The organism is Streptomyces sp. NPDC058664 (genome assembly GCF_042716635.1).
GTDB lineage: Bacteria > Actinomycetota > Actinomycetes > Streptomycetales > Streptomycetaceae > Streptomyces.
Map to the genome: position 1 here is coordinate 255,144 of NZ_JBHXRW010000003.1, position 21,129 is coordinate 276,272.

Annotated in this window: 19 protein-coding genes; 10 read left to right on the forward strand and 9 right to left on the reverse strand. The window is 68.9% G+C overall.

Annotation, left to right across the window (positions count from 1 at the left end; translation table 11 throughout):
* Positions 1-92: 92 nt before the first annotated feature.
* Complete coding sequence (locus ACFWUY_RS04310; protein WP_384101833.1) at positions 93-551, forward strand: MarR family winged helix-turn-helix transcriptional regulator; 459 nt, start codon at positions 93-95, stop codon at positions 549-551.
* Positions 552-636: 85 nt separating this feature from the next.
* Positions 637-1,089 (forward strand): GNAT family N-acetyltransferase, encoded by a 453-nt coding sequence (locus ACFWUY_RS04315; RefSeq protein ID WP_384101835.1) that lies wholly within the window; start codon positions 637-639, stop codon positions 1,087-1,089.
* A gap of 74 nt (positions 1,090-1,163) precedes the next feature.
* On the opposite strand, the gene ACFWUY_RS04320 is transcribed toward ACFWUY_RS04315, so the two are convergent.
* On the reverse strand, positions 1,164-2,546 hold the full coding sequence (locus ACFWUY_RS04320) for a serine hydrolase domain-containing protein (RefSeq protein ID WP_384101837.1): 1,383 nt from the start codon (positions 2,544-2,546) through the stop codon (positions 1,164-1,166).
* Positions 2,547-2,998: 452 nt separating this feature from the next.
* Between ACFWUY_RS04320 and ACFWUY_RS04325 the strand changes: the two genes are divergently transcribed.
* Positions 2,999-3,283 carry a hypothetical protein gene (locus ACFWUY_RS04325; RefSeq protein ID WP_384101839.1) on the forward strand — a complete coding sequence of 95 codons (285 nt, stop codon included), beginning with the start codon at positions 2,999-3,001 and terminating at the stop codon, positions 3,281-3,283.
* 77 nt (positions 3,284-3,360) lie between these two features.
* Here the strand turns inward: ACFWUY_RS04325 and dnaB are convergent, their stop codons facing one another.
* Positions 3,361-4,842 carry a replicative DNA helicase gene (dnaB, locus tag ACFWUY_RS04330; RefSeq protein ID WP_384101841.1) on the reverse strand — a complete coding sequence of 494 codons (1,482 nt, stop codon included), beginning with the start codon at positions 4,840-4,842 and terminating at the stop codon, positions 3,361-3,363.
* A 424-nt stretch (positions 4,843-5,266) separates the two neighbouring features.
* Between dnaB and ACFWUY_RS04335 the strand changes: the two genes are divergently transcribed.
* Positions 5,267-6,604 carry an MATE family efflux transporter gene (locus ACFWUY_RS04335; protein ID WP_384101843.1) on the forward strand — a complete coding sequence of 446 codons (1,338 nt, stop codon included), beginning with the start codon at positions 5,267-5,269 and terminating at the stop codon, positions 6,602-6,604.
* A 157-nt stretch (positions 6,605-6,761) separates the two neighbouring features.
* On the opposite strand, the gene rplI is transcribed toward ACFWUY_RS04335, so the two are convergent.
* The 4 genes from rplI to rpsF all read right to left on the reverse strand — a co-directional run bounded on the left by rplI (position 6,762) and on the right by rpsF (position 8,483).
* Positions 6,762-7,208 (reverse strand): 50S ribosomal protein L9, encoded by a 447-nt coding sequence (gene rplI, locus ACFWUY_RS04340; protein ID WP_073811712.1) that lies wholly within the window; start codon positions 7,206-7,208, stop codon positions 6,762-6,764.
* Positions 7,209-7,226: 18 nt separating this feature from the next.
* Positions 7,227-7,463, reverse strand: a complete 237-nt coding sequence (gene rpsR / locus ACFWUY_RS04345; protein WP_003956534.1) for a 30S ribosomal protein S18 — start codon at positions 7,461-7,463, stop codon at positions 7,227-7,229.
* 58 nt (positions 7,464-7,521) lie between these two features.
* Complete coding sequence (locus ACFWUY_RS04350; protein WP_384101845.1) at positions 7,522-8,118, reverse strand: single-stranded DNA-binding protein; 597 nt, start codon at positions 8,116-8,118, stop codon at positions 7,522-7,524.
* 74 nt (positions 8,119-8,192) lie between these two features.
* Positions 8,193-8,483, reverse strand: coding sequence for a 30S ribosomal protein S6 (gene rpsF, locus ACFWUY_RS04355; protein ID WP_015034882.1), 291 nt, complete (start codon positions 8,481-8,483; stop codon positions 8,193-8,195).
* 285 nt (positions 8,484-8,768) lie between these two features.
* Between rpsF and ACFWUY_RS04360 the strand changes: the two genes are divergently transcribed.
* From ACFWUY_RS04360 to ACFWUY_RS04370, 3 genes are all read left to right on the forward strand, one after another.
* Complete coding sequence (locus ACFWUY_RS04360; protein ID WP_384101847.1) at positions 8,769-9,083, forward strand: hypothetical protein; 315 nt, start codon at positions 8,769-8,771, stop codon at positions 9,081-9,083.
* A gap of 117 nt (positions 9,084-9,200) precedes the next feature.
* On the forward strand, positions 9,201-10,319 hold the full coding sequence (locus tag ACFWUY_RS04365) for a lipid II:glycine glycyltransferase FemX (protein WP_384101849.1): 1,119 nt from the start codon (positions 9,201-9,203) through the stop codon (positions 10,317-10,319).
* An 82-nt stretch (positions 10,320-10,401) separates the two neighbouring features.
* On the forward strand, positions 10,402-11,433 hold the full coding sequence (locus ACFWUY_RS04370) for an alanine racemase (RefSeq protein WP_384101850.1): 1,032 nt from the start codon (positions 10,402-10,404) through the stop codon (positions 11,431-11,433).
* A 16-nt stretch (positions 11,434-11,449) separates the two neighbouring features.
* Here the strand turns inward: ACFWUY_RS04370 and ACFWUY_RS04375 are convergent, their stop codons facing one another.
* Together ACFWUY_RS04375 and ACFWUY_RS04380 are read right to left on the reverse strand one after the other, a co-directional pair.
* Positions 11,450-12,964, reverse strand: a complete 1,515-nt coding sequence (locus tag ACFWUY_RS04375; RefSeq protein ID WP_384101852.1) for a glycosyltransferase family 87 protein — start codon at positions 12,962-12,964, stop codon at positions 11,450-11,452.
* A gap of 116 nt (positions 12,965-13,080) precedes the next feature.
* The gene (locus tag ACFWUY_RS04380; protein WP_384101854.1) at positions 13,081-15,852 is read right to left on the reverse strand and encodes a transglycosylase domain-containing protein; all 2,772 of its coding nucleotides are present in this window, start codon (positions 15,850-15,852) and stop codon (positions 13,081-13,083) included.
* 372 nt (positions 15,853-16,224) lie between these two features.
* Here ACFWUY_RS04380 and ACFWUY_RS04385 point away from each other — a divergent pair, with 372 nt between their 5' ends.
* The 3 genes from ACFWUY_RS04385 to ACFWUY_RS04395 all read left to right on the forward strand — a co-directional run bounded on the left by ACFWUY_RS04385 (position 16,225) and on the right by ACFWUY_RS04395 (position 19,371).
* Entirely contained in the window at positions 16,225-16,905 is a 681-nt protein-coding gene (locus ACFWUY_RS04385; protein WP_384101856.1) for a helix-turn-helix transcriptional regulator, read from the forward strand.
* 48 nt (positions 16,906-16,953) lie between these two features.
* Entirely contained in the window at positions 16,954-18,036 is a 1,083-nt protein-coding gene (locus ACFWUY_RS04390) for an inositol-3-phosphate synthase (RefSeq protein ID WP_384101858.1), read from the forward strand.
* Between the two features lie 75 nt (positions 18,037-18,111).
* Entirely contained in the window at positions 18,112-19,371 is a 1,260-nt protein-coding gene (locus tag ACFWUY_RS04395) for an MFS transporter (RefSeq protein ID WP_384101860.1), read from the forward strand.
* An 80-nt stretch (positions 19,372-19,451) separates the two neighbouring features.
* Here the strand turns inward: ACFWUY_RS04395 and ACFWUY_RS04400 are convergent, their stop codons facing one another.
* Complete coding sequence (locus ACFWUY_RS04400) at positions 19,452-20,918, reverse strand: CCA tRNA nucleotidyltransferase (protein ID WP_384101862.1); 1,467 nt, start codon at positions 20,916-20,918, stop codon at positions 19,452-19,454.
* Between the last annotated feature and the right edge of the window lie 211 nt (positions 20,919-21,129).

Sequence of the window (21,129 nt, forward strand, 5' to 3'; positions counted from 1 at the left end):
GGGAAAATTACTTGCACACGCGCATTATTGCGCCGCATCGACTACCCTGGTCGAGAGCCGCTCCTGTGCCGAGGCGAGACCGAGGAGAGACCATGACCGCGACGGACCCCGCACTCACCGCACTCTCCCAGCGCTGGTGCGCCCTCTCCCTGCTGCACGGCAGGATCGAGTCCCACCTCGAGCGCGCCCTGGAAGCCCGGCACGGTCTGAGCGTGCGGGAGTACTCACTGCTCGACGTCCTCAGCCGCCAGCACAGCGGCCCGGGCGGACACCTCCAGATGAAGCAGGTCGCCGACGCGGTCGTGCTCAGCCAGAGCGCCACCACCCGGCTCGTCACCCGGCTGGAAGACCGCGGCCTGCTCACCCGGTACCTCTGTGCCACCGACCGGCGCGGCATCTACACCGATGTCACCGAAGCCGGCCAGAAGCTCCTGGAAGAAGCCCGCCCCACCAATGACGGCGCACTGCGCGAGGCCCTCGACGAGGCCGCGAAGAACCCGGAACTGGCCCCGCTCGTCCGGGTCGTCGAGGGCGTGGGCGTTCCCGTGTGACGGGAAGCCGGCGGACGCGGGCGCGGGCCGACGGCACGGCTCACGCACGAGCGGTGCCGTCGGCGGACCGGCGTACGCTGCGGGCATGAGCGATCTTGAGATACGCCCCGCCACCGCGGAGGACCTCGAAGCCATCGTCGCGATGCTCGCCGACGACCCCCTGGGCGCGCAGCGCGAGTCCCCGGACGACCTCGCCCCGTACCTCATCGCCTTCGAGCGCCTGGCGCACGACCCCCACCAGCACCTCGTCGTGGCCGTCCGCGCGGACAAGGTCGTCGGCACCCTCCAGCTGACGGTCGTCCCGGGGCTCTCCCGCCGGGGCGCCACCCGCTCGATCATCGAGGGCGTCCGCATCCACGCCGACGAGCGCGGCAGCGGCCTGGGGACACAACTCATCGAGTGGGCCGTCGAGGAGTCCGGACGCCAGGACTGCGTGCTCGTCCAGCTGACCTCCGACGCCACCCGCACCGACGCCCACCGCTTCTACGAGCGACTCGGCTTCGAGGCCTCCCACGTGGGCTTCAAGAAGAACCTCTGACCCGGGGGACGTGACGGCGGCGCGTCGGGACGCGGACCCCGGCGCGCCGTTTCACGTGAAACACCCAGAACGGCTCAGAGGCCGCGCCACCCGCCCTCGTCCACCCCGCCCGGTACGGCATCCGCAGGAGCGTACGGCTCCCTGGTGAAGACGAACGAGCCCAGGTCGAGATGGCTCACACTGCCGTCGGCGCGCCGGACCGCCCGGAGGGTCTCCCCCTCGTAATAGCCGTTCAGGCCGACCCAGCCACCCTCGGGCAGGGCCCGGAAACGGGCCCGTCGCCCGGCTCCCCTCAAGGGTTCGAGCACCACTCCCCGCTCGGGGCCGAGCCGCAGCCCGTAGGCGTACGTGCCCCAGTACCAGGGCCCGGTCAGGGCGAGGAGTTCCTCGTCGACCTCCGCCTCGGGAAGCGGGCGCCACGGCTCCGGGAACCTCGGCTCCGCCTCCGCCACGATCCGCACCAGATCGGCGGCCACGACCGCCGTCAGCGGCCCCGAGGTGGCATTGGCGAGGGCGATCGCCGCCAGCCCGTCCTCCACGCTCACCCAGAGGGCGGCCACGAAGCCGGGAAGCGATCCGGTGTGGCCGATCAGGGTCCGGCCGTCCTTGCGCAGCAGCTGGAGACCGAGCCCGTAGCCGCCCTCCCACTCCCCCTCACCGGTCGGGGAGGCCGGAGCCCGCATCTCCTCCACGGAGGCCGTGGCGAGCACCCGCTCGTCCCCCGCCGCGAGGAACGCGGCGAACCGGGCGAGATCCGCCGCCGTCGACCAGAGCTGCCCCGCCGGCGCCATCAGCCCCAGGGACTCGGAAGGCTCCGGCAGCATCACATCGGCCCAGGGATGCACCGCCCAGCCACCCGCGTGCGGAGCGACCGGATCGACGGTCGTACGGTCCATCCCCAGCGGTTCCAGGATCTCGCGCCGCAACGCCTCCTCCCAGGAGACCCCCCGCACGGCCTCGATCAGCGAACCGAGCAGCGTGTAGCCGGGGTTGGAGTAGTGATGGCGGCGCCCCGGCGTCCGGAGGAAGGGCTGCTCCCCTAGGACGTCGGACAGCTCAGGCCGCAGCGCGGCGGACGAACGCTCCCACCACTGCCCGGGGGTCTCCGCCGCGAGACCGGCGCTGTGCCCCAGGAGTTGAGCGATCGTCACCTCACCGGCAACCGTGCTCTTGAGGTGTCGCTCCAGGGGATCGTCGAGACCGAGGAGCCCCTCGTCCCGCAGTCGCATCACCAGCACGGCGGTGAACACCTTGGTGAGGGAACCGATCCTGAACTGCGTGTCGGCGTCCGGCGCGTGCCCGTCCACGCAACTGCGCGAACCGCTCCACACCAAGGCCCCGTCGCGCACCACGGCCCCCACGAAGGAAGGCGCCCGCCCCTCCGACTGGGCGACCGCGACGCGATGCAGCAGAGCCCGCTCGGTACCGGGCAACAGAGTTTCGAAAGATGTCGTCATGAAGGCCATCCAACGCGATCTCCCCCTGTGAAGCTCCCCTGTTCACGTGCGGCAGACCCGACGACCGGGCGCGCCGCCTGTAGGTTCTCGGTCTCAGCCCCATGCGACGAGACTGCGACCTGGGTGTACTTCCGGTGTCTCACACCGTGGCATCCGTTGGCGGTCTCGGCTTCGTGTCATTTCCCCGCCGCGGCCCGGCGGCTCCAACCGTTGGGCTGGTTCTCAGCAGCGGCATCCTCTCCGCCACGGGCCTCGTCGCGGCGTGCCCAGCTCTGCTGGGTGGAGGACATCCGGTGGTCGGGCTGCGTCCTTCGGCCGATGGTGGTTGTGTGGCGCATCGACCTACCTCCCCTACCGTCAGAGCCCGTCGGCTGTACGCGCACCGGCGACGTCCGCCGGCCAGCGCATCGCCGGGGGCGGCACGAAGGGCACGTGGCCTCGGCGAGGTCCTGGTGCCCTGGGCGACCGCCTTGTCGGCCCTCGCGGCCGCGATCGGCCTGTTCTTCAGCGCCACGGTGGAGTCGTCGAGCGTGGACGCGACGCGCAGGCAGTTGGACCAGGACGAGCGGCAGCGGGCCGGACGGGTCGGCTACTGGGCCGAGCCGGCCGGCGAGCTCTCCGAGACGATCATCCTCGTGAACCGCTCGCTGGATCCGGTGACCAACGTCGAGCTGTGGTGGCATGCACCGGACGCGAACAGCGAAGGGGTGAGACCCCCCGACCAGCGAGTCTCATGACGGCTGCGTACATGCCATCCATACGCAGCCGGCGCTGAGATTATGAAGCTGGATTCGAGACCCTACAGCGCCCCGGGTCACGTCTGGGCCATGTCCACGAAGCGGGAGTAGTGACCCTGGAAGGCCACCGTGATGGTGGCCGTCGGACCGTTACGGTGCTTGCCCACGATGATGTCCGCCTCGCCCGCTCGGGGGGACTCCTTCTCGTAGGCGTCCTCGCGGTGGAGCAGGATCACCATGTCGGCGTCCTGCTCGATCGAGCCGGATTCACGCAGGTCGGAGACCATCGGCTTCTTGTCGGTGCGCTGCTCGGGGCCACGGTTCAGCTGGGAGAGCGCGATCACGGGCAGCTCCAGCTCCTTGGCGAGGAGCTTCAGGTTTCGCGACATGTCGGAGACCTCCTGCTGGCGGCTCTCCTGCCGCTTCGAGCCGCCCGACTGCATGAGCTGCAGGTAGTCGATGATGACGAGCTTGAGGCCGTTGCGCTGCTTCAGCCGGCGGCACTTCGCCCGGATCTCCATCATCGAGAGGTTCGGGGAGTCGTCGATGTAGAGCGGGGCCTGTGAGACGTCCGGCATCCGGCGGGCGAGGCGGGTCCAGTCCTCGTCGGTCATCGTGCCGGAGCGCATGTGGTGCAGCGCGACCCGTGCCTCGGCCGAGAGCAGACGCATCGCGATCTCGTTGCGGCCCATTTCGAGCGAGAAGATGACGCTGGGCAGGTTGTGCTTGATGGACGCCGCCCGGGCGAAGTCCAGGGCGAGGGTCGACTTACCCATGGCGGGACGGGCCGCGATGATGATCATCTGCCCGGGGTGCAGTCCGTTGGTGAGCGAGTCGAGGTCGGTGAAGCCGGTGGGCACACCGGTCATCTCGCCGCTGCGGGAGCCGATCGCCTCGATCTCGTCGAGCGCCCCCTCCATGATGTCGCCGAGCGGCAGGTAGTCCTCGGTGGTGCGCTGCTCGGTGACCGCGTAGATCTCGGCCTGGGCCGAGTTCACGATCTCGTCGACGTCTCCGTCGGCCGCGTAACCCATCTGCGTGATCTTGGTGCCGGCCTCCACGAGGCGGCGCAGCACGGCCCGCTCGTGGACGATCTCCGCGTAGTACGAGGCGTTGGCCGCGGTCGGTACGGACTGGACCAGGGTGTGGAGGTAGGAGGCGCCGCCGACCCGGGAGATCTCGCCGCGCTTGACGAGCTCGGCACCGACCGTGATCGGGTCGGCCGGCTCGCCCTTGGCGTAGAGGTCGAGAATCGCGGCGTAGACGGTCTCGTGGGCGGGCTTGTAGAAGTCGTTGCCCTTGATGATCTCCACGACGTCCGCGATGGCGTCCTTGGAGAGCAGCATGCCGCCGAGGACGGACTGCTCGGCGTCGAGGTCCTGCGGGGGTACGCGCTCGAAGCCGGAGAGCCCGCCGTCCCAGGGTCCGTCGCCGCCCCGCTCGTGCTGGTCGTCACGCCCTCTGCCGCGGCCGCGCCCTTCGCCGCGGGTACGGGTGGGCAGCCGGTCGCTCGGTCCGCTGTCGGCCCAGGGGTCGTCCAAGGGCTCGGTAACGCTCACCAAGCCACCTCCTCCCGTCCGCTCCGCGGACCTCGCCGTGCCACTCTTTCCTACGCCACGGCCTTCGACAAAGAGTGGCTTCGCGACCGGTTCTGGCGCGTCGGGCGCCGGTCCACGGTAGGCCCGCGAGAGGCCTCAGCCAATCTGGTTATCCACAGGCCCTGTGGGTGAAGGGCCAGATGCTGTGGAGAACTCGCCGGAACCTGTGCACGGAGCGGGGGACAGCCATGTGGACAAACTCATAGGAGCCTCAGCATCACCTGCCTGACCAGGCATTTCTCCATCCACGGGCTGTGGGGGAGAAAAACTTTTCCCCCCAGGCCAAGATCAGAACAAACGACCCACACCCGAAGCCCCTTACCCGAACCCAGTAAGGGCTACTAGGCCATTGCATCTCTTACCTGTGGAAGATTAGATTGATCCCATGACCCAGGCCCCCGCGACCTCCCGAGCCATCCGCCGCCGGCACGACCGCGAGATCGTCTCCCTCGCCCTGCCGGCCTTCGGTGCGCTGGTCGCCGAGCCACTCTTCCTCATGGTCGACAGCGCCGTCGTCGGCCATCTCGGCACCCCCCAACTCGCCGGGCTCGCCATCGCCGCGGCCCTGCTGTCCACCGCCGTCAGCGTCTTCGTCTTCCTCGCCTACGCCACCACGGCCGCCGTCGCCCGACGCGTCGGCGCCGGAGACCTCCAGGCCGCCATCCGACAGGGCATGGACGGGATCTGGCTCGCCCTCCTCCTCGGCGCCGCGGTCGTCGCGGTGACCCTTCCCACGGCACCCTGGCTCGTCGACCTCTTCGGGGCGTCCGACACCGCGGCTCCCCACGCCGTCACCTACCTCCGGATCTCCAGCCTCGGCATCCCCGCGATGCTGGTGGTCCTGGCCGCCACCGGTGTCCTACGGGGCCTTCAGGACACCCGTACACCGCTCTACGTGGCCATCGCCGGCTTCACGACCAACGCCGCACTCAACATCGGACTGGTCTACGGGGCAGGCCTCGGCATCGCGGGCTCCGCCTGGGGCACGGTCATCGCCCAGTGCGGCATGGCGGCCGCCTACCTCGTCGTGGTCGTACGGGGGGCCCGGCGCCACGGGGCCTCCCTCCGCCCCGACACGGCCGGCATCCGCGCCTCCGCCCAGGCCGGCGTCCCGCTCCTGGTCCGTACGCTCTCGCTGCGCGCGGTCCTGATGATCGCCACGGCCGTCGCCGCCCGGCTCGGTGACGCCGAGGTCGCCGCCCACCAGATCATCCTGTCCTTGTGGAGCCTGATGGCCTTCGCCCTCGACGCGATCGCCATCGCGGGCCAGGCCATCATCGGCCGGTACCTCGGCGCGGACGACGCCGAGGGCGCACGCCAGGTCTGTCGGCGCATGATCCAGTGGGGCGTGATCTCCGGTGTGGTGCTGGGCGCCTTGATCGTCATCGCCCGCCCCTTGTTCATCCCGCTCTTCACCAGCGACACCACGGTCCAGGACACTCTGCTCCCGGCCTTGCTCGTGGTCGCTCTCTCACAGCCGATCTCCGGAGTCGTCTTCGTCCTCGACGGCGTCCTGATGGGCGCGGGGGACGGGCCCTATCTGGCCTGGGCCATGCTGCTGACCCTCGCCGTCTTCGCTCCGGTCGCCCTCGTGATCCCGGTACTCGGCGGCGGCCTGACGGCGATCTGGTGGGCGATGACGCTGATGATGTCGGTCCGGATGGCCACGCTCTGGCTGCGCGCCCGCTCCGGTCGCTGGATCGTCACCGGCGCCACCCGGTGAATGTTTCACATGAAACGCCCTGCTTCGCGTACACGCCTTGCTTCGCGTACACGCCCTGATGCACGTCCGCACCGTGCTTCACGGGAAAGGCGGAAGGGCCGCACCCCGAGGGGTGCGGCCCTTCCTCACTGCTGAGCGCAGACTGCCGAGGGCAGCGTTACGCGGCGACGACCTCGACGCCGAGCTTCGCGGCAACCTCGGGGTGCAGGCGCACGGACACCTGGTGCGAGCCCAGGGTCTTGATCGGCGAACCGAGCTCGACGCGACGCTTGTCGACGTCGGGGCCACCCGCGGACTTGATCGCCGAGGCGATGTCGGCCGGGGTCACGGAGCCGAAGAGACGGCCGGCGTCGCCGGAGCGAACGGCCAGGCGCACCTTCGTGCCCTCGAGCTTGGCCTTGATCTCGTTGGCCTGCTCGATGGTCGCGATCTCGTGGATCTTGCGGGCGCGGCGGATCTGCGCCACGTCCTTCTCGCCACCCTTGGTCCAGCGGATCGCGAAACCACGCGGGACCAGGTAGTTGCGAGCGTAGCCGTCCTTGACGTCGACGACGTCGCCAGCGGCACCGAGGCCAGAGACCTCGTGGGTGAGGATGATCTTCATTTTTCGGTCACCCTTCCCTTATCGCGCGGTGGACGTGTAGGGCAGCAGCGCCATCTCACGGCTGTTCTTGACGGCCGTGGCGACGTCACGCTGGTGCTGCGTGCAGTTGCCGGTCACGCGGCGGGCACGGATCTTGCCGCGGTCGGAAATGAACTTCCGCAGCATGTTCGTGTCCTTGTAGTCCACGTAGACGGTCTTGTCCTTGCAGAAAGCGCAGACCTTCTTCTTAGGCTTGCGCACAGGCGGCTTCGCCATGGTGTTTCTCCTGTGTGATCAAGAAGTGGGGGTACGAGCTGCTTCGAGGGCTTGCGCCCTAGAAGGGGGGCTCGTCCGAGTAGCCGCCGCCGGAGCCGCCGGAGTTTCCACCCCAGCCGCCTCCGCCGCCCTGCTGGCCGCCGGAAGAGGAGGCACCGCCGGTCGCCCACGGGTCGTCGGCGGGAGCACCGCCACCACCCTGCTGGCCACCGCCGGAGTTTCCACCCCAGCTGCCACCGCCGGCCTGCTGGCCGCCGCCACCGCCGCCGTAACCACCCTGGCCGCCGCGACCGGTGGTCTTGGTGACCTTGGCCGTGGCGTTCTTGAGGCTGGGGCCGACTTCCTCGACGTCCAGCTCGTAGACCGTGCGCTTGACGCCCTCACGGTCGTCATAGGACCGCTGCTTCAGCCGGCCCTGCACGACGACGCGCATGCCTCGCTGGAGCGACTCGGCGACGTTCTCCGCCGCCTGACGCCAGACCGAGCAGGTGAGGAAGAGGCTTTCGCCGTCCTTCCACTCATTGGTCTGACGGTCGAAGGTGCGGGGGGTGGACGCGATACGGAACTTCGCGACCGCCGCACCGGACGGGGTGAAGCGCAGCTCGGGGTCGTCGACAAGATTGCCGACGACCGTGATGACGGTCTCGCCTGCCATGGGGGAACCTCTCGGCGGGATTGCTTCTGGCTGCTTTGCTGCTACTCGAACCCGATGACCACTGAGCTAGAAGCTCAGTGGGTCTCGGGGCGGAGGACCTTGGTCCGGAGGACCGACTCGTTCAGGTTGAGCTGTCGGTCGAGCTCCTTGACGACCGCAGGCTCGGCCTGCAGGTCGATGACCGAGTAGATGCCCTCGGGCTTCTTCTTGATCTCGTAGGCCAGACGACGACGGCCCCAGGTGTCGACCTTCTCGACCTTTCCGTTGCCCTCACGGACGACAGAAAGGAAGTTCTCGATCAGCGGGGAGACAGCGCGCTCCTCGAGATCGGGGTCGAGGATGACCATCACTTCGTAGTGACGCATGTGGAACCCACCTCCTTTGGACTCAGCGGCCACGGTCGTTCCGTGGCAGGAGGGTCGTGATGCGTAAGCAACGGTATCGGCCACCACTGACAGTCCCCCTCGGCGAACGAGGGACACCGCCGGGATCCAGGACGGACCAGGGCAGACACCGGTGCAGACCGTACAGCGTACCCGGACAACACCCTCCGGTTGAAATTCACTGGTGAGAGGACGCAATCTGTACACAACGGATGTGGGCGGCGCTAAGATGCGCCGCCTTCCCGCAGGCACGCCAGGAGGTGCTCCATGGCACAGGCAATGCGACCCGACTCCGGCCATTCCCTCTTCGCCACCGACGGCAAGCCCCATCCGCTCCAGGACACCCTGGTCGGAGTGACACTGGCGCTGGGCGTCCTCGCCTTCGTCGCCGCGCAGTTCCACGATCTGCACCTGCTGAGTTCCTGGGCGGGTCTGATCGGCATCCTGACCGGCGCCTACGGACAGTTCATCTCGGTGACGACACGCGAGCGCTTCGCCCTGATCGTCGGGCTCGGCGCGTCGGCGCTGGGCTTCTACCTCGGCATGGCCCAGGGCGGCCTCTTCGGCGGCATCGCCGGCTGACCCGCGCCACGTCAGGGCGCACATGCCCATTCGGAGCGCTCCCCGGTCACAGTAGGCTTCGGCGCGAGAGCCGGAGCCCCTGACCGATGGGGACACACCTGCCGAGGAGCGCCCCGCATGAGCCTGACCCTGAGGACCATCAGCCGTGAGCAGCATCTGGGATTCATCCAGAGCCAGCCCTCGGCGAGCCACTGCCAGGTCCCGGCGTGGGCTGACGTGAAGACCGAGTGGCGCTCGGAGAACCTCGGCTGGTTCGACAAGAACGGCGAACTGGTCGGCGCCGGTCTCGTGCTCTACCGCCAGCTGCCGAAGATCAAGCGCTACCTCGCCTATCTGCCCGAGGGCCCGGTCATCAACTGGTACGCGCCCAACCTCGACGACTGGCTGCAGCCGATGCTGGCGCACCTCAAGCAGCAGGGCGCCTTCTCGGTGAAGATGGGCCCGCCGGTCGTCATCCGCCGCTGGGACTCGGCCGCCATCAAGTCCGGCATCCAGGACCCGGACGTCAAGCGCCTCAAGGACGTCCAGGCCACCCACGTGGAGCCGCGCGCCTTCGAAGTCGCGGACCGGCTGCGGAAGATGGGCTGGCAGCAGGGCGAGGACGGCGGTGCCGGCTTCGGCGACGTACAGCCCCGCTACGTCTTCCAGGTCCCGCTCGCGAACCGCTCGCTCGACGACGTCCTCAAGGGCTTCAACCAGCTGTGGCGCCGCAACATCAAGAAGGCCGAGAAGGCCGGTGTCGAGGTCGTCCAGGGCGGCTACGAGGACTTGGCCGAGTGGCAGCGGCTGTACGAGATTACGGCTGTCCGTGACCACTTCCGGCCGCGCCCGCTCTCGTACTTCCAGCGCATGTGGACCGTCCTCAATAACGAGGACCCCAACCGCATGCGGCTCTACTTCGCCCGCCACAACGGCGTGAACCTCTCCGCGGCGACCATGCTCGTCGTCGGCGGACACGTCTGGTACTCCTACGGTGCCTCCGACAACATCGGCCGTGAGGTCAGGCCCTCGAACGCGATGCAGTGGCGGATGCTGCGCGACGCCTACGCGATGGGCGCGACCGTCTACGACCTGCGAGGCATCTCCGACTCGCTCGACGAGACCGACCACCTCTTCGGGCTCATCCAGTTCAAGGTGGGCACGGGCGGCGAGGCCGTCGAGTACGTCGGCGAGTGGGACTTCCCGCTGAACAAGCTGCTGCACAAGGCGCTCGACATCTACATGTCGCGCCGCTGACCCGTGTGGTGTCGCTGACGTTTCCGTAGTCTCGTACATACCTTTGATACACCGCTGCCATCAGAAAGGTTCCGGGCCGGCCATGGCGCTCTCCCTCTACGTCGACACCGCTCGCTGGCGCGCGCACCAGAAGACCGTCATCGACCAGTTCCCCGGTCTCATCCCGGTCTGCAAGGGCAACGGATACGGCTTCGGCCACGAGCGCCTCGCCGACGAGGCGGCACGGTTCGGGGCCGACATGCTCGCCGTGGGGACCACGTACGAGGCCGCGAGGATCAAGGACTGGTTCAGCGGCGACCTGCTGGTCCTCACCCCCTTCCGCCGGGGTGAAGAACCGGTTCCGCTGCCCGACCGGGTCATCCGCTCCGTATCGTCCGTGGACGGCGTCCACGCCCTGGTGGGGGCCCGGGTCGTCATCGAGTGCATGAGCTCGATGAAGCGGCACGGCGTCCGCGAGGAGGAGCTCCCGCAGCTCCACGCCGCCATCGAGGACGTACGCCTCGAAGGCTTCGCGCTCCACCTCCCCCTGGACCGCCCCGACGGCACCGACGCCGTCGAGGAGGTCATCGGCTGGATGGACCGGCTGCGGGCCGCCCGGCTGCCGCTGCACACCATGTTCGTCAGCCACCTGCGCGCCGAGGAACAGGCCCGGCTCCAGCAGCAGTTCCCCCAGACCCGGTTCCGTGCCCGGATCGGCACCCGGCTGTGGCTGGGCGACCACGAGGCCACCGAGTACCGGGGCGCGGTCCTCGACGTGACCCGGGTCGCCAAGGGCGACCGGTTCGGCTACCGCCAGCAGAAGGCCGCGTCGGACGGCTGGCTGGTCGTCGTCGCCGGCGGCACCTCGCACGGCGTGGGTCTGGAGGCCCCCAAGGCGATGCACGGCGTCATGCCGCGCGCCAAGGGCGTCGCCAGGGCCGGCCTCGCCACCGTCAACCGGAACCTGTCGCCCTTCGTCTGGGCGGGGAAGCAGCGCTGGTTCGCCGAGCCGCCGCACATGCAGGTGTCGATCCTGTTCGTGCCCGCCGACGCCCAGGAGCCCCGGGTCGGCGACGAGCTCGTGGCGCATCTGCGCCACACCACGACGCAGTTCGACCGGCTCGTCGAGCGCTGAGCCGGCCGGTCCCTCCTCACCCCCGGGAGCCCTGCTCCCCGGGGGTGCCCCATTCCACCCGCGGCCCGTCCTCCACGGGCGGGGCCGCGTGCCGGGCGGGATGTGCGGCCCTGCCCGCCACGACGACGTCCTCCGCACCGTCCAGGACGCCCCCCGAGGGGTCGTCCGCGCCGTCCTGCCGGACCGGGTCCTTCTCGGGCCTCAGGATGTCGCGTACGACCATCACGCACAGGTAGAACGTGCCGAGCAGGTGCAGGACGATCGCGAACTGGTAGCCGTCCACCGGCAGTCCCTGCTTGTTGCCGCTGGTCGTGAACGCCAGGTACATCCAGACGCCCACGAAGTACATGACCTCGCACGCCTGCCAGACCAGGAAGTCGCGCCAGCGCGGCCGGGCGAGGGCCGCCAGCGGGACCAGCCACAGGACGTACTGCGGTGAGTAGACCTTGTTGGTCAGCACGAACGCGGCGACGACCAGGAAGGCCAGCTGGGCGAAGCGGGGCCTGCGGGGCGCCGTGAACGCCAGGTAGACGAGCCCGGCCACCGCCGCCAGCATCAGCAGCAGCGCGTACAGGTTGGCCCGGTCCGGCGGGATCGTGACGCCCGTCCGCTGGCTGACGAGCAGCCAGACCGAACCGAAGTCGACGTTCCGCTGCCGGCTGAAGACGTAGAACTGCTTCCAGCCCTCCGGGGCGAGCAGCATCACCGGCAGGTTCACCACCAGCCACGCGCCGCCCGTACCGAGCACCGCGGCCCCGTACGCGCGCCACTTCCCGGCCCGCCAGCAGAGCAGCAGCAGCGGGCAGAGGAGCAGGACCGGGTAGAGCTTGGACGCGGTGGCCAGGCCGAGCAGGACGCCGAACGCCAGCGGCCGCCCGCGCGACCACATCAGGACCGCGGCGGCGGTCAGCGCGACGGCCAGCAGGTCCCAGTTGATCGTGGCCGTGAGCGCGATCGAGGGCGCCAGGGCGACGAGCAGCCCGTCCCAGGGCCGCAGGCGGTGCGTCCGTGCCACACAGACCGCGAGGACGGCCGCGCAGACCATGAGCAGACCCGCGTTGGCCAGCCAGTACGCGCGCTCCTGCTGCATGATGTCGCCGCCGCCCGGCGTCAGCCAGGCCGCGACCTCCATGAAAAGACCCGTCAGGACCGGGTACTCCAGGAACGGTATGTCGCCGCCCAGCCGGTCGAAGTAGGGCACCAAGCCGTCCGCGAAGCCCCGCCCCGAGTAGAGGTGCGGGATGTCCGAGTAGCAGGCGTGGGTGTACTGGGAGGTGGTGCCCCGGAACCAGGCCCAGTTGTAGCAGGGCAGCTTCTGCACCATGCCGAGCGCGAACATGCCGATGGCCACGAGGGCGATCACCCGCACCGGCGTCAGCTGCCCGCCGTAGGCCGACGCCCGGCGGCCGTAGGGGCCGCCGATCAGTTCACTGCCCGCGGCGGCCACCTTGTCCCGGCGGGTGGGGCTGACCGTCGGCGAGCGGCCCTGCGACCGGTCCTGCGGCGCGCTCGTCTTCTGGAGGCTCGGCATGGGGGACATCCTGCCGTACGTCCCCGGGAAAACGGCGAGGGCCGCCGCGGCCGGCCCGTACGGGAAGGTACGGAGCCGGCCGCGGCGGCCCTCAGGGAGTGCCCTGGCGGACGGGATCAGGGGATCCAGGTCCCGTCCTCGGGTTTGTTGCCCCCGTTGCCGTTGCCGCCGTCCGTCGGTGAGTCGGTCGGATCCGGTGCGTCGGTGGTGGTGGGCGCCGTGGTGGTGGGCTCCCCGGTGTTGCCGCCGGGATCGCCCGGTTCCCCGGTGTTGTGGCAGTCCCAGTCGAAGACGTCACAGGTCGTCTTGCCAGGCTTCGGCGTCCTGGTGGTCGGCGGGGGAGTCGTCGACGGCGTGGTCGGGGGAGTCGTCGTCGGCGTCGGCGTCGTCTCGGTGGGCGTCGGCGTGGGCGTCGGCGTGGGCGTCGGACTCTTGGCGCCGCCACCGAAGACGGGCTCGGCGCCCTCCAGCTTCTCCGGCTTCGGGAAGTCCACGACCGGCATGTCCTTCACGGCATCCGTCATGTAGTCCTGCCAGATCTCCGAGGGGAACGACGAACCGTGGATCGAGTCCCTGCCACCCGTGCCGTACATCTCCAGGAACTCGCGGTCCTTCTTGGTGTCGTCGTCGTCGTAGCGGTACATGTCGATCGCGGTCGCCAGCTGCGCGGTGTACCCGACGAACCAGGCCGACATGTTGTCGTCGGTCGTACCGGTCTTTCCGGCCACGGCACGGCCCGGGATGCGGGCGTTGTTACCGGTGCCCTCGTCGTCGTCCACGACGCTCCGGAGGACGTCGGTGACGTTGCTGGCGATGGCCGGCGAGAAGGGCGACGTGGGCTTGGCCTTGTGCTGATGGATGACCACGCCCTCCTTCTTGACTTTCTCCACCGAGTAGGGGTCGTTCTGCACGCCCTTGTTGGCGAAGGTCGAGTAGGCGCCGGCCATGCGGATGGCACTCGGGCTGGAGATGCCGAGGGAGAACGAGGGCACCTCGCCCTGGACGAGCGAGCTTTCCAGCAGCCCGGCCTCTATGGCGGTCTCACGCACCTTGTCGATGCCGATGTCCATGCCGAGCTGCACGTACGGCGAGTTGGCGGACTTGACCATGGCCCGGCGCAGGGTGATGGCGCCGTAGCTGGCGTCCCCGTCATTGGTCTGGAGCCACTCCTTGCCCTTCTCGTCGACCCAGATGTCGCCGTTGTACTTCCGGATCTTCAGACCGTTCTTGCCGGAGTAGCGGCTCTTGTCCGGGTCCACGATCGTGCGGGTGGACTCGTCCTGGACCTCCCCCAGCTCCGGGTCCCGGACGCCGTGCTTCATCGCGGCGGCGAGCACGAAGGGCTTGAACGTCGATCCGACCATGGCGCCGGTGGCGTCGGCGTTGTTGCTGAAGTGCTTGGTGGCGTCGACACCGCCGTAGAGAGCGACGATCTTCCCGGTCGCCGTGTCCACGGAAGCGCCACCGAACTGGACGTGCGTGTCGTCTTTCGGGCGCTTCTTCGGGTCGATGTTCTCCGTGATGACCTTCTTGACCGCCTTCTCCAGCGCGGTCACCTTCGGCTTCTCGAAGGTGGTGTGGATCTCGTAGCCGCCGCGCTCCAGCTCCTGGACGCTGATGCCGAACTGGGTCTTGATGTTCGCGTTGGCGGTCTTGACCAGGTAACCGATCTGGCCGCTCAGGTTGGCGCTCTGGCCGGGCTTCCTGAGCTTGGGGAAAGTCGTGTACTTCGCCCGCTCCGCGGCCGTGAGGTGCCCGTCCTTCTCCATCTCGTCGAGGATCCACTTCCACCGCTCGGTGGCCCGTGCGGTGTTCTTCTCGGGAGTGGCCTCGGAGTCGATCTCGGGGTAGCCGGCGGGGTCGTAGTACGTCGCGCCCTTCAGCACCGCGGCGAGCAGCGCCGACTCGCTGGGGTTGAGCTTCTCCGCGTCCTTGTTGAAGTAGGCGCGGGCCGCCGCCTGGATGCCGTACGCACCGCGTCCGTAGTACGCGGTGTTCAGGTAGCCGGCCATGACCTCGTCCTTGCCGACCTCGGTACCGACCTTCAAGGAGATGAAGAGTTCCTTCACCTTCCGGGTGACGGTCTGCGACTGGTCGTCAAGACGGTTGTTCTTCACGTACTGCTGGGTGATGGTCGAACCACCCTGGGTCTCGCCGCCCTTGGCCATGTTCCACACGGCGCGGGCGATGCCCATGGGGTCGACTCCGGAGTCGTCCCAGAAGGTCTTGTTCTCCGCCGAGATCACCGCGTTCTGCATGGACTTCGGGATCTGCGCGAACTTGACGATCTGGCGGTTGGTACCACTGCCCGTAGCGACCATGCGGTCCCCGTTGGCCCAGTAGTAGATGTTGTTCTGGGAGACCGCGGTGTCGGCCGTGTCCGGGATGCCCACCGTCGAGTACGCGAACGCCGCCGCGCCCATCAGGCTCGCCACGAAGAACAGGAACGTGCCCGTCACGAGCTTCCACGACGGCATCCAGCGACGCCAGCCGTACTTCCCGTAGCGGGGGTAGTCGATGATCCGCTTCTTGCCGGGCGGGGGACCGCCGGAGCCACGCCCCGGACCGCTGCCACGACCGCCACCGCCGCCACCACGTCGTCCGCCGCCGGGGCCGCCAGGACCCCCGGGGCCGGCCTCGGCCCCCCTCCGGCGGCTGCCGCGCTGGGCGGCCCTGCGGGCCTCCGCGCGACCCCCGTAGGGACGCTGCTCCTCTCCATGGGATCCATGGGAGGAAGCAGGCCCGTACGAGGCCGAAGGGGCCCCCGTACCGACGTCATGGGCCGGGGCCGACCTGCGGCCCACCGGCTGCTGGGCAGCGCGCCGTGCCGCCGCGCGACCGCCCGTCGGCGGCTGCTGCGGCGGCATTTTGCGACGATGCTCGCTCATCGAACGACTACTCCTCGGGCAGGCGCGTACGCCTGGAAGCGGCAGTTGAGTTCCGGTCCCCCCGAAATGCGCACGGCCTGAACCTCATCGGAGGTCCCTCCGTATCGCAGCCGGTCACCCGGAGCACTGACGCCCCACGGCCATGCTCGGTTCCCGGTGATCTGCATGCCGCACAGACTACGCACGGCCAAAACCCACCTAGGGCCGGAGTTCACCCCAAATCAGGCAAGTCGAACGCTGTGAATTGACGATGTGACGCCGGTCACGGCGGTCCCACTTGTCGAGACAGACGGGCCGTTCTATCGTGCTGATGTATCGAGTCGATACATCAGCACGGCATAAGAGTTCCGAAGGCGGAGGAGGAGGCGGCGCATGAGCAGACGCTCCGGCATCCTCGAGTTCGCCGTCCTCGGCCTGCTGCGCGAGGCTCCGATGCACGGGTACGAGCTGCGGAAGCGCCTCAACACCTCGCTGGGCGTCTTCCGGGCCTTCAGCTACGGAACGCTTTACCCCTGCCTCAAGACGCTGGTCACCAACGGCTGGTTGATCGAGGAACCGGGCAGCGCTCCCGAAGAGGCCCTCGCCGCTTCACTCGCGGGTCGCCGGGCCAAGATCGTCTACCGGTTGACGCCCGAGGGGAAGGAGCACTTCGAAGAGCTCCTCTCCCACACCGGCCCGGACGCCTGGGAGGACGAGCACTTCGCGGCACGCTTCGCCTTCTTCGGGCAGACCGAGCGCGAGGTGCGGATGCGCGTCCTCGAAGGCCGCCGCAGCCGGCTGGAGGAGCGCCTGGAGAAGATGCGCGCCTCCCTGGCCCGGACCCGCGAGCGCCTCGACGACTACACGCTTGAGCTGCAGCGCCACGGTATGGAGTCCGTGGAGCGCGAAGTGCGCTGGCTGAACGAGCTCATCGAGAGCGAGCGGGCAGGGCGGGATCAGCGATCCGGCCCCGACGCCCCCGCTCGGCACGACAACGATTCTGGAGAAACGGGCGGCCTGCCCCGGCACGGGGGCAGTACCCGGCCGGATCCGTCCGATGACACCGCCAAGTGAAACCCTGCGTACAGCAGGGCTTCCACGATCACACAGGGAGCAACCGGAATGGGTTCGGTTCGCGTAGCCATCGTCGGCGTGGGCAACTGCGCCGCCTCGCTGGTTCAGGGCGTCGAGTACTACAAGGACGCCGACCCGGCGGCCAAGGTGCCCGGCCTGATGCACGTCCAGTTCGGCGACTACCACGTCGGTGACGTCGAGTTCGTCGCCGCCTTCGACGTCGACGCGAAGAAGGTCGGCCTCGACCTCTCCGACGCCATCGGCGCCAGCGAGAACAACACCATCAAGATCTGTGACGTCCCGAACAGCGGCGTCACGGTCCAGCGTGGTCACACGCTCGACGGTCTCGGCAAGTACTACCGCCTGACCATCGAGGAGTCCGCCGAGGAGCCGGTCGACGTCGTCCAGATCCTCAAGGACCGCCAGGTCGACGTCCTCGTCTGCTACCTGCCGGTGGGTTCCGAGGAGGCCGCGAAGTTCTACGCGCAGGCCGCCATCGACGCCAAGGTCGCGTTCGTCAACGCTCTTCCGGTCTTCATCGCCGGCACCAAGGAGTGGGCGGACAAGTTCACCGAGGCGGGCGTCCCGATCGTCGGCGATGACATCAAGTCGCAGGTCGGCGCCACCATCACGCACCGCGTGATGGCGAAGCTGTTCGAGGACCGCGGTGTCCGTCTTGAGCGCACGATGCAGCTCAACGTCGGTGGCAACATGGACTTCAAGAACATGCTCGAGCGCGACCGCCTGGAGTCCAAGAAGATCTCCAAGACCCAGGCTGTCACCTCGCAGATCCCCGACCGCGAGCTGGGCGAGAAGAACGTCCACATCGGTCCGTCGGACTACGTGGCGTGGCTGGACGACCGCAAGTGGGCGTACGTGCGCCTCGAAGGCCGTGCCTTCGGCGACGTCCCGCTGAACCTGGAGTACAAGCTCGAGGTGTGGGACTCCCCGAACTCGGCGGGTGTCATCATCGACGCCCTGCGCGCCGCGAAGATCGCCAAGGACCGCGGCATCGGCGGCCCGATCCTCTCCGCGTCCTCGTACTTCATGAAGTCCCCGCCGGTGCAGTACTTCGACGACGAGGCCTACGCCAACGTCGAGAAGTTCATCAAGGGCGAGGTCGAGCGCTAAAGCTCCGCAGCTTGTCGATCGAGGGTCCCCGGGGCACCGCCCCGGGGACCCTCTTCGTATGTGAGTCTTGCTGCCATGTCCGTCGTACGTGATCTGCGCGTACTCCTGCGCCTGACGAACTTCCGCCGCCTGCTCGCCGTCCGGCTGCTCTCCCAGTGCGCCGACGGCGTCTACCAGGTGGCCCTGGCCACGTACGTCGTCTTCTCCCCCGAGAAGCAGACCTCTCCGACCGCCATCGCCTCCGCCATGGCGGTCCTCCTGCTCCCGTACTCGCTCGTCGGGCCCTTCGCCGGCGTCCTCCTCGACCGCTGGCAGCGGCGCCAGGTCTTCCTGTACGGCAATCTCCTGCGCGCCCTGCTCGCAGGCGGAACCGCCGTGCTCGTCCTCGCCTCCGTCCCCGAGTGGCTCTTCTACGCCTCCGCGCTCTCCGTCACCGCCGTCAACCGCTTCGTCCTCGCGGGGCTCTCCGCCGCCCTCCCGCGGGTCGTCGACGCCGAGCGGCTGGTCGTGGCGAACTCGCTCTCCCCCACCGCCGGCACCCTCGCCGCGACCCTGGGCGGCGGCCTCGCGTTCGGTGTCCAACTGGTCGCCGGCAAGTCCGACGCGGCCGTGGTGGCCTTCGGTGCCGCCCTCTACCTCTGCGCCGGCCTCGCCTCCCTGCGGATGTCCCGGGAGCTCCTCGGTCCCGAGCCGGGTCTCGTGCCGCAGCGGCTCACCTCGGCCCTGGCCTCGACGGCCCGGGGGCTGGCCGCGGGGTTGCGCCACCTCGCCGAGCGCCGGCCCGCCGCCCGCGCTCTCCTCGCGGTGGGCCTCATGCGCTTCTGCTACGGCGCCCTGTTCGTCACCGTGCTCATGCTCTGCCGCTACGCGTGGAGCTCCACGGAGTCCGAGGGGCTCGGACTCCTCGGACTCGCCGTCGCCGCCTCGGGCGCGGGGTTCTTCGCGGCCGCCGTCCTCTCCCCCTGGGCGGTGGGACGGCTCGACCCCTTCGGCTGGATGACGGTGTGCGCGGCGACGGCAGCCGTGCTGGAACCGATGCTCGCCCTGACGTTCGCCCCCGTCCCCTTCCTCGTCGCCGCCTTCCTCCTCGGGCTCATCACCCAGGGGTCGAAGATCGCGACGGACACGGTGGTGCAGACATCCGTGGACGACTCCTTCCGTGGCCGGGTCTTCGCGCTGTACGACGTGCTGTTCAACGTCGCCTTCGTGGCAGCGGCGGGGGTCGCGGCGCTGATGCTGCCACCTGACGGCCGTTCCGCCCTGCTGGTCGTCCTGGTGGCCGTGATCTACGCGGTGATCGCGCTGGCCTTGCGGCGGGAACGCGTCGAGGGGTGATGTTTCACGTGAAACACCACCCCTCGCAGAGGTCGGAGGCGCGGTGTTTCACGTGAAACACCGCCGCGTCCGGACACGGCTCAGCTTCGCGTGTCCCACCATTCCCTGAGCGCGGCGACGGCACTGTCGTGCTCCATCGGCCCGTTCTCCAGCCGGAGCTCCAACAGGAACTTGTAGGCCTGCCCGATGGCGGGGCCGGGGCCGATGCCCAGGATCTCCTGGATCTGGTTGCCGTCGAGGTCGGGACGGATCGCGTCCAGCTCCTCCTGTTCCTGGAGCTGGGCGATGCGGTCCTCCAGGCCGTCATAGGCGCGGGAGAGCGCGGACGCCTTGCGCTTGTTGCGCGTGGTGCAGTCCGAGCGGGTCAGCTTGTGCAGACGCGAGAGCATCGGCCCGGCGTCACGGACGTAGCGACGCACGGCCGAGTCGGTCCACTCCCCGGTCCCGTAACCGTGGAAGCGGAGGTGCAGCTCCACCAGCCGCGAGACGTCCTTGATCATCTCGTTCGAGTACTTGAGCGCGGTCATGCGCTTCTTGGTCATCTTCGCGCCGACCACTTCGTGGTGGTGGAAGGAGACCCGGCCGTCCTTCTCGAAGCGACGGGTACGCGGCTTGCCGATGTCATGGAGCAGGGCCGCGAGGCGCAGCACCAGGTCGGGGCCGTCCTCCTCCAGGTCGATCGCCTGGTCGAGCACGGTCAGGGAGTGCTCGTAGACGTCCTTGTGGCGATGGTGCTCATCGCTCTCCAGGCGCAGCGCGGGCAGCTCGGGGAGTACATGGTCGGCGAGCCCGGTGTCCACGAGGAGACCGAGGCCCTTCCTCGGGTGGGCCGAGAGCAGCAGCTTGTTGAGCTCTTCACGGACTCGCTCGGCGGAGACGATCTCGATCCGGCCGGACATCTCCTCCATCGCCGTGACGACCTCGGGGGCGACCTCGAAGTCCAGCTGGGCGGCGAAACGCGCGGCACGCATCATGCGCAGGGGGTCGTCGGAGAAGGACTCCTCCGGCGTACCCGGCGTGCGCAGCACCCGGGCGGCGAGGTCCTCAAGACCGCCGTACGGGTCGATGAACTCCTTCTCCGGAAGGGCCACGGCCATGGCGTTGACGGTGAAGTCACGCCGGACGAGATCCTCGTCGATGGAGTCCCCGTAGGAGACCTCGGGCTTGCGCGAGCTCCGGTCGTACGCCTCCGAGCGGTACGTGGTGATCTCGATCTCAAAACGCTGAACGGTGTCTCCGACCTTGGCGTCCTTCTGGCAGCCGACCGTCCCGAAGGCGATGCCGACCTCCCACACGGCGTCGGCCCACGGACGGACGATCTTCAGTACGTCCTCGGGGCGGGCGTCGGTGGTGAAGTCCAGGTCGTTGCCGAGCCGGCCCAGCAACGCGTCGCGTACCGAGCCGCCGACCAGTGCCAGGCTGAACCCGGCCTCCTGAAAACGGCGGGCGAGGTCGTCGGCGGCAGGGGACACACGCAGCAGTTCACTGACCGCGCGGCGTTGCACCTGGCTCAGTGCGGTCGGGGTGTCTTCGTTGGCGTTCGGCACAACAGAAAAGGGTACGTGCCCCGGCCCGCGGCGACGTCCTCGTTTTCCCGGGGGCCGGGCGTCACGAGCCGCCGGGCGAGGGCCGGTGAGGAGATCGGCTGGAGCAGTCCCCGGCACTTGCTCCCAGCGTGCCTCGTTACCATGCCTGGACACAGCAACCGGGAACCACCTACACCACTGGCACCACAGACAACGACGAGGACGGGCGAAC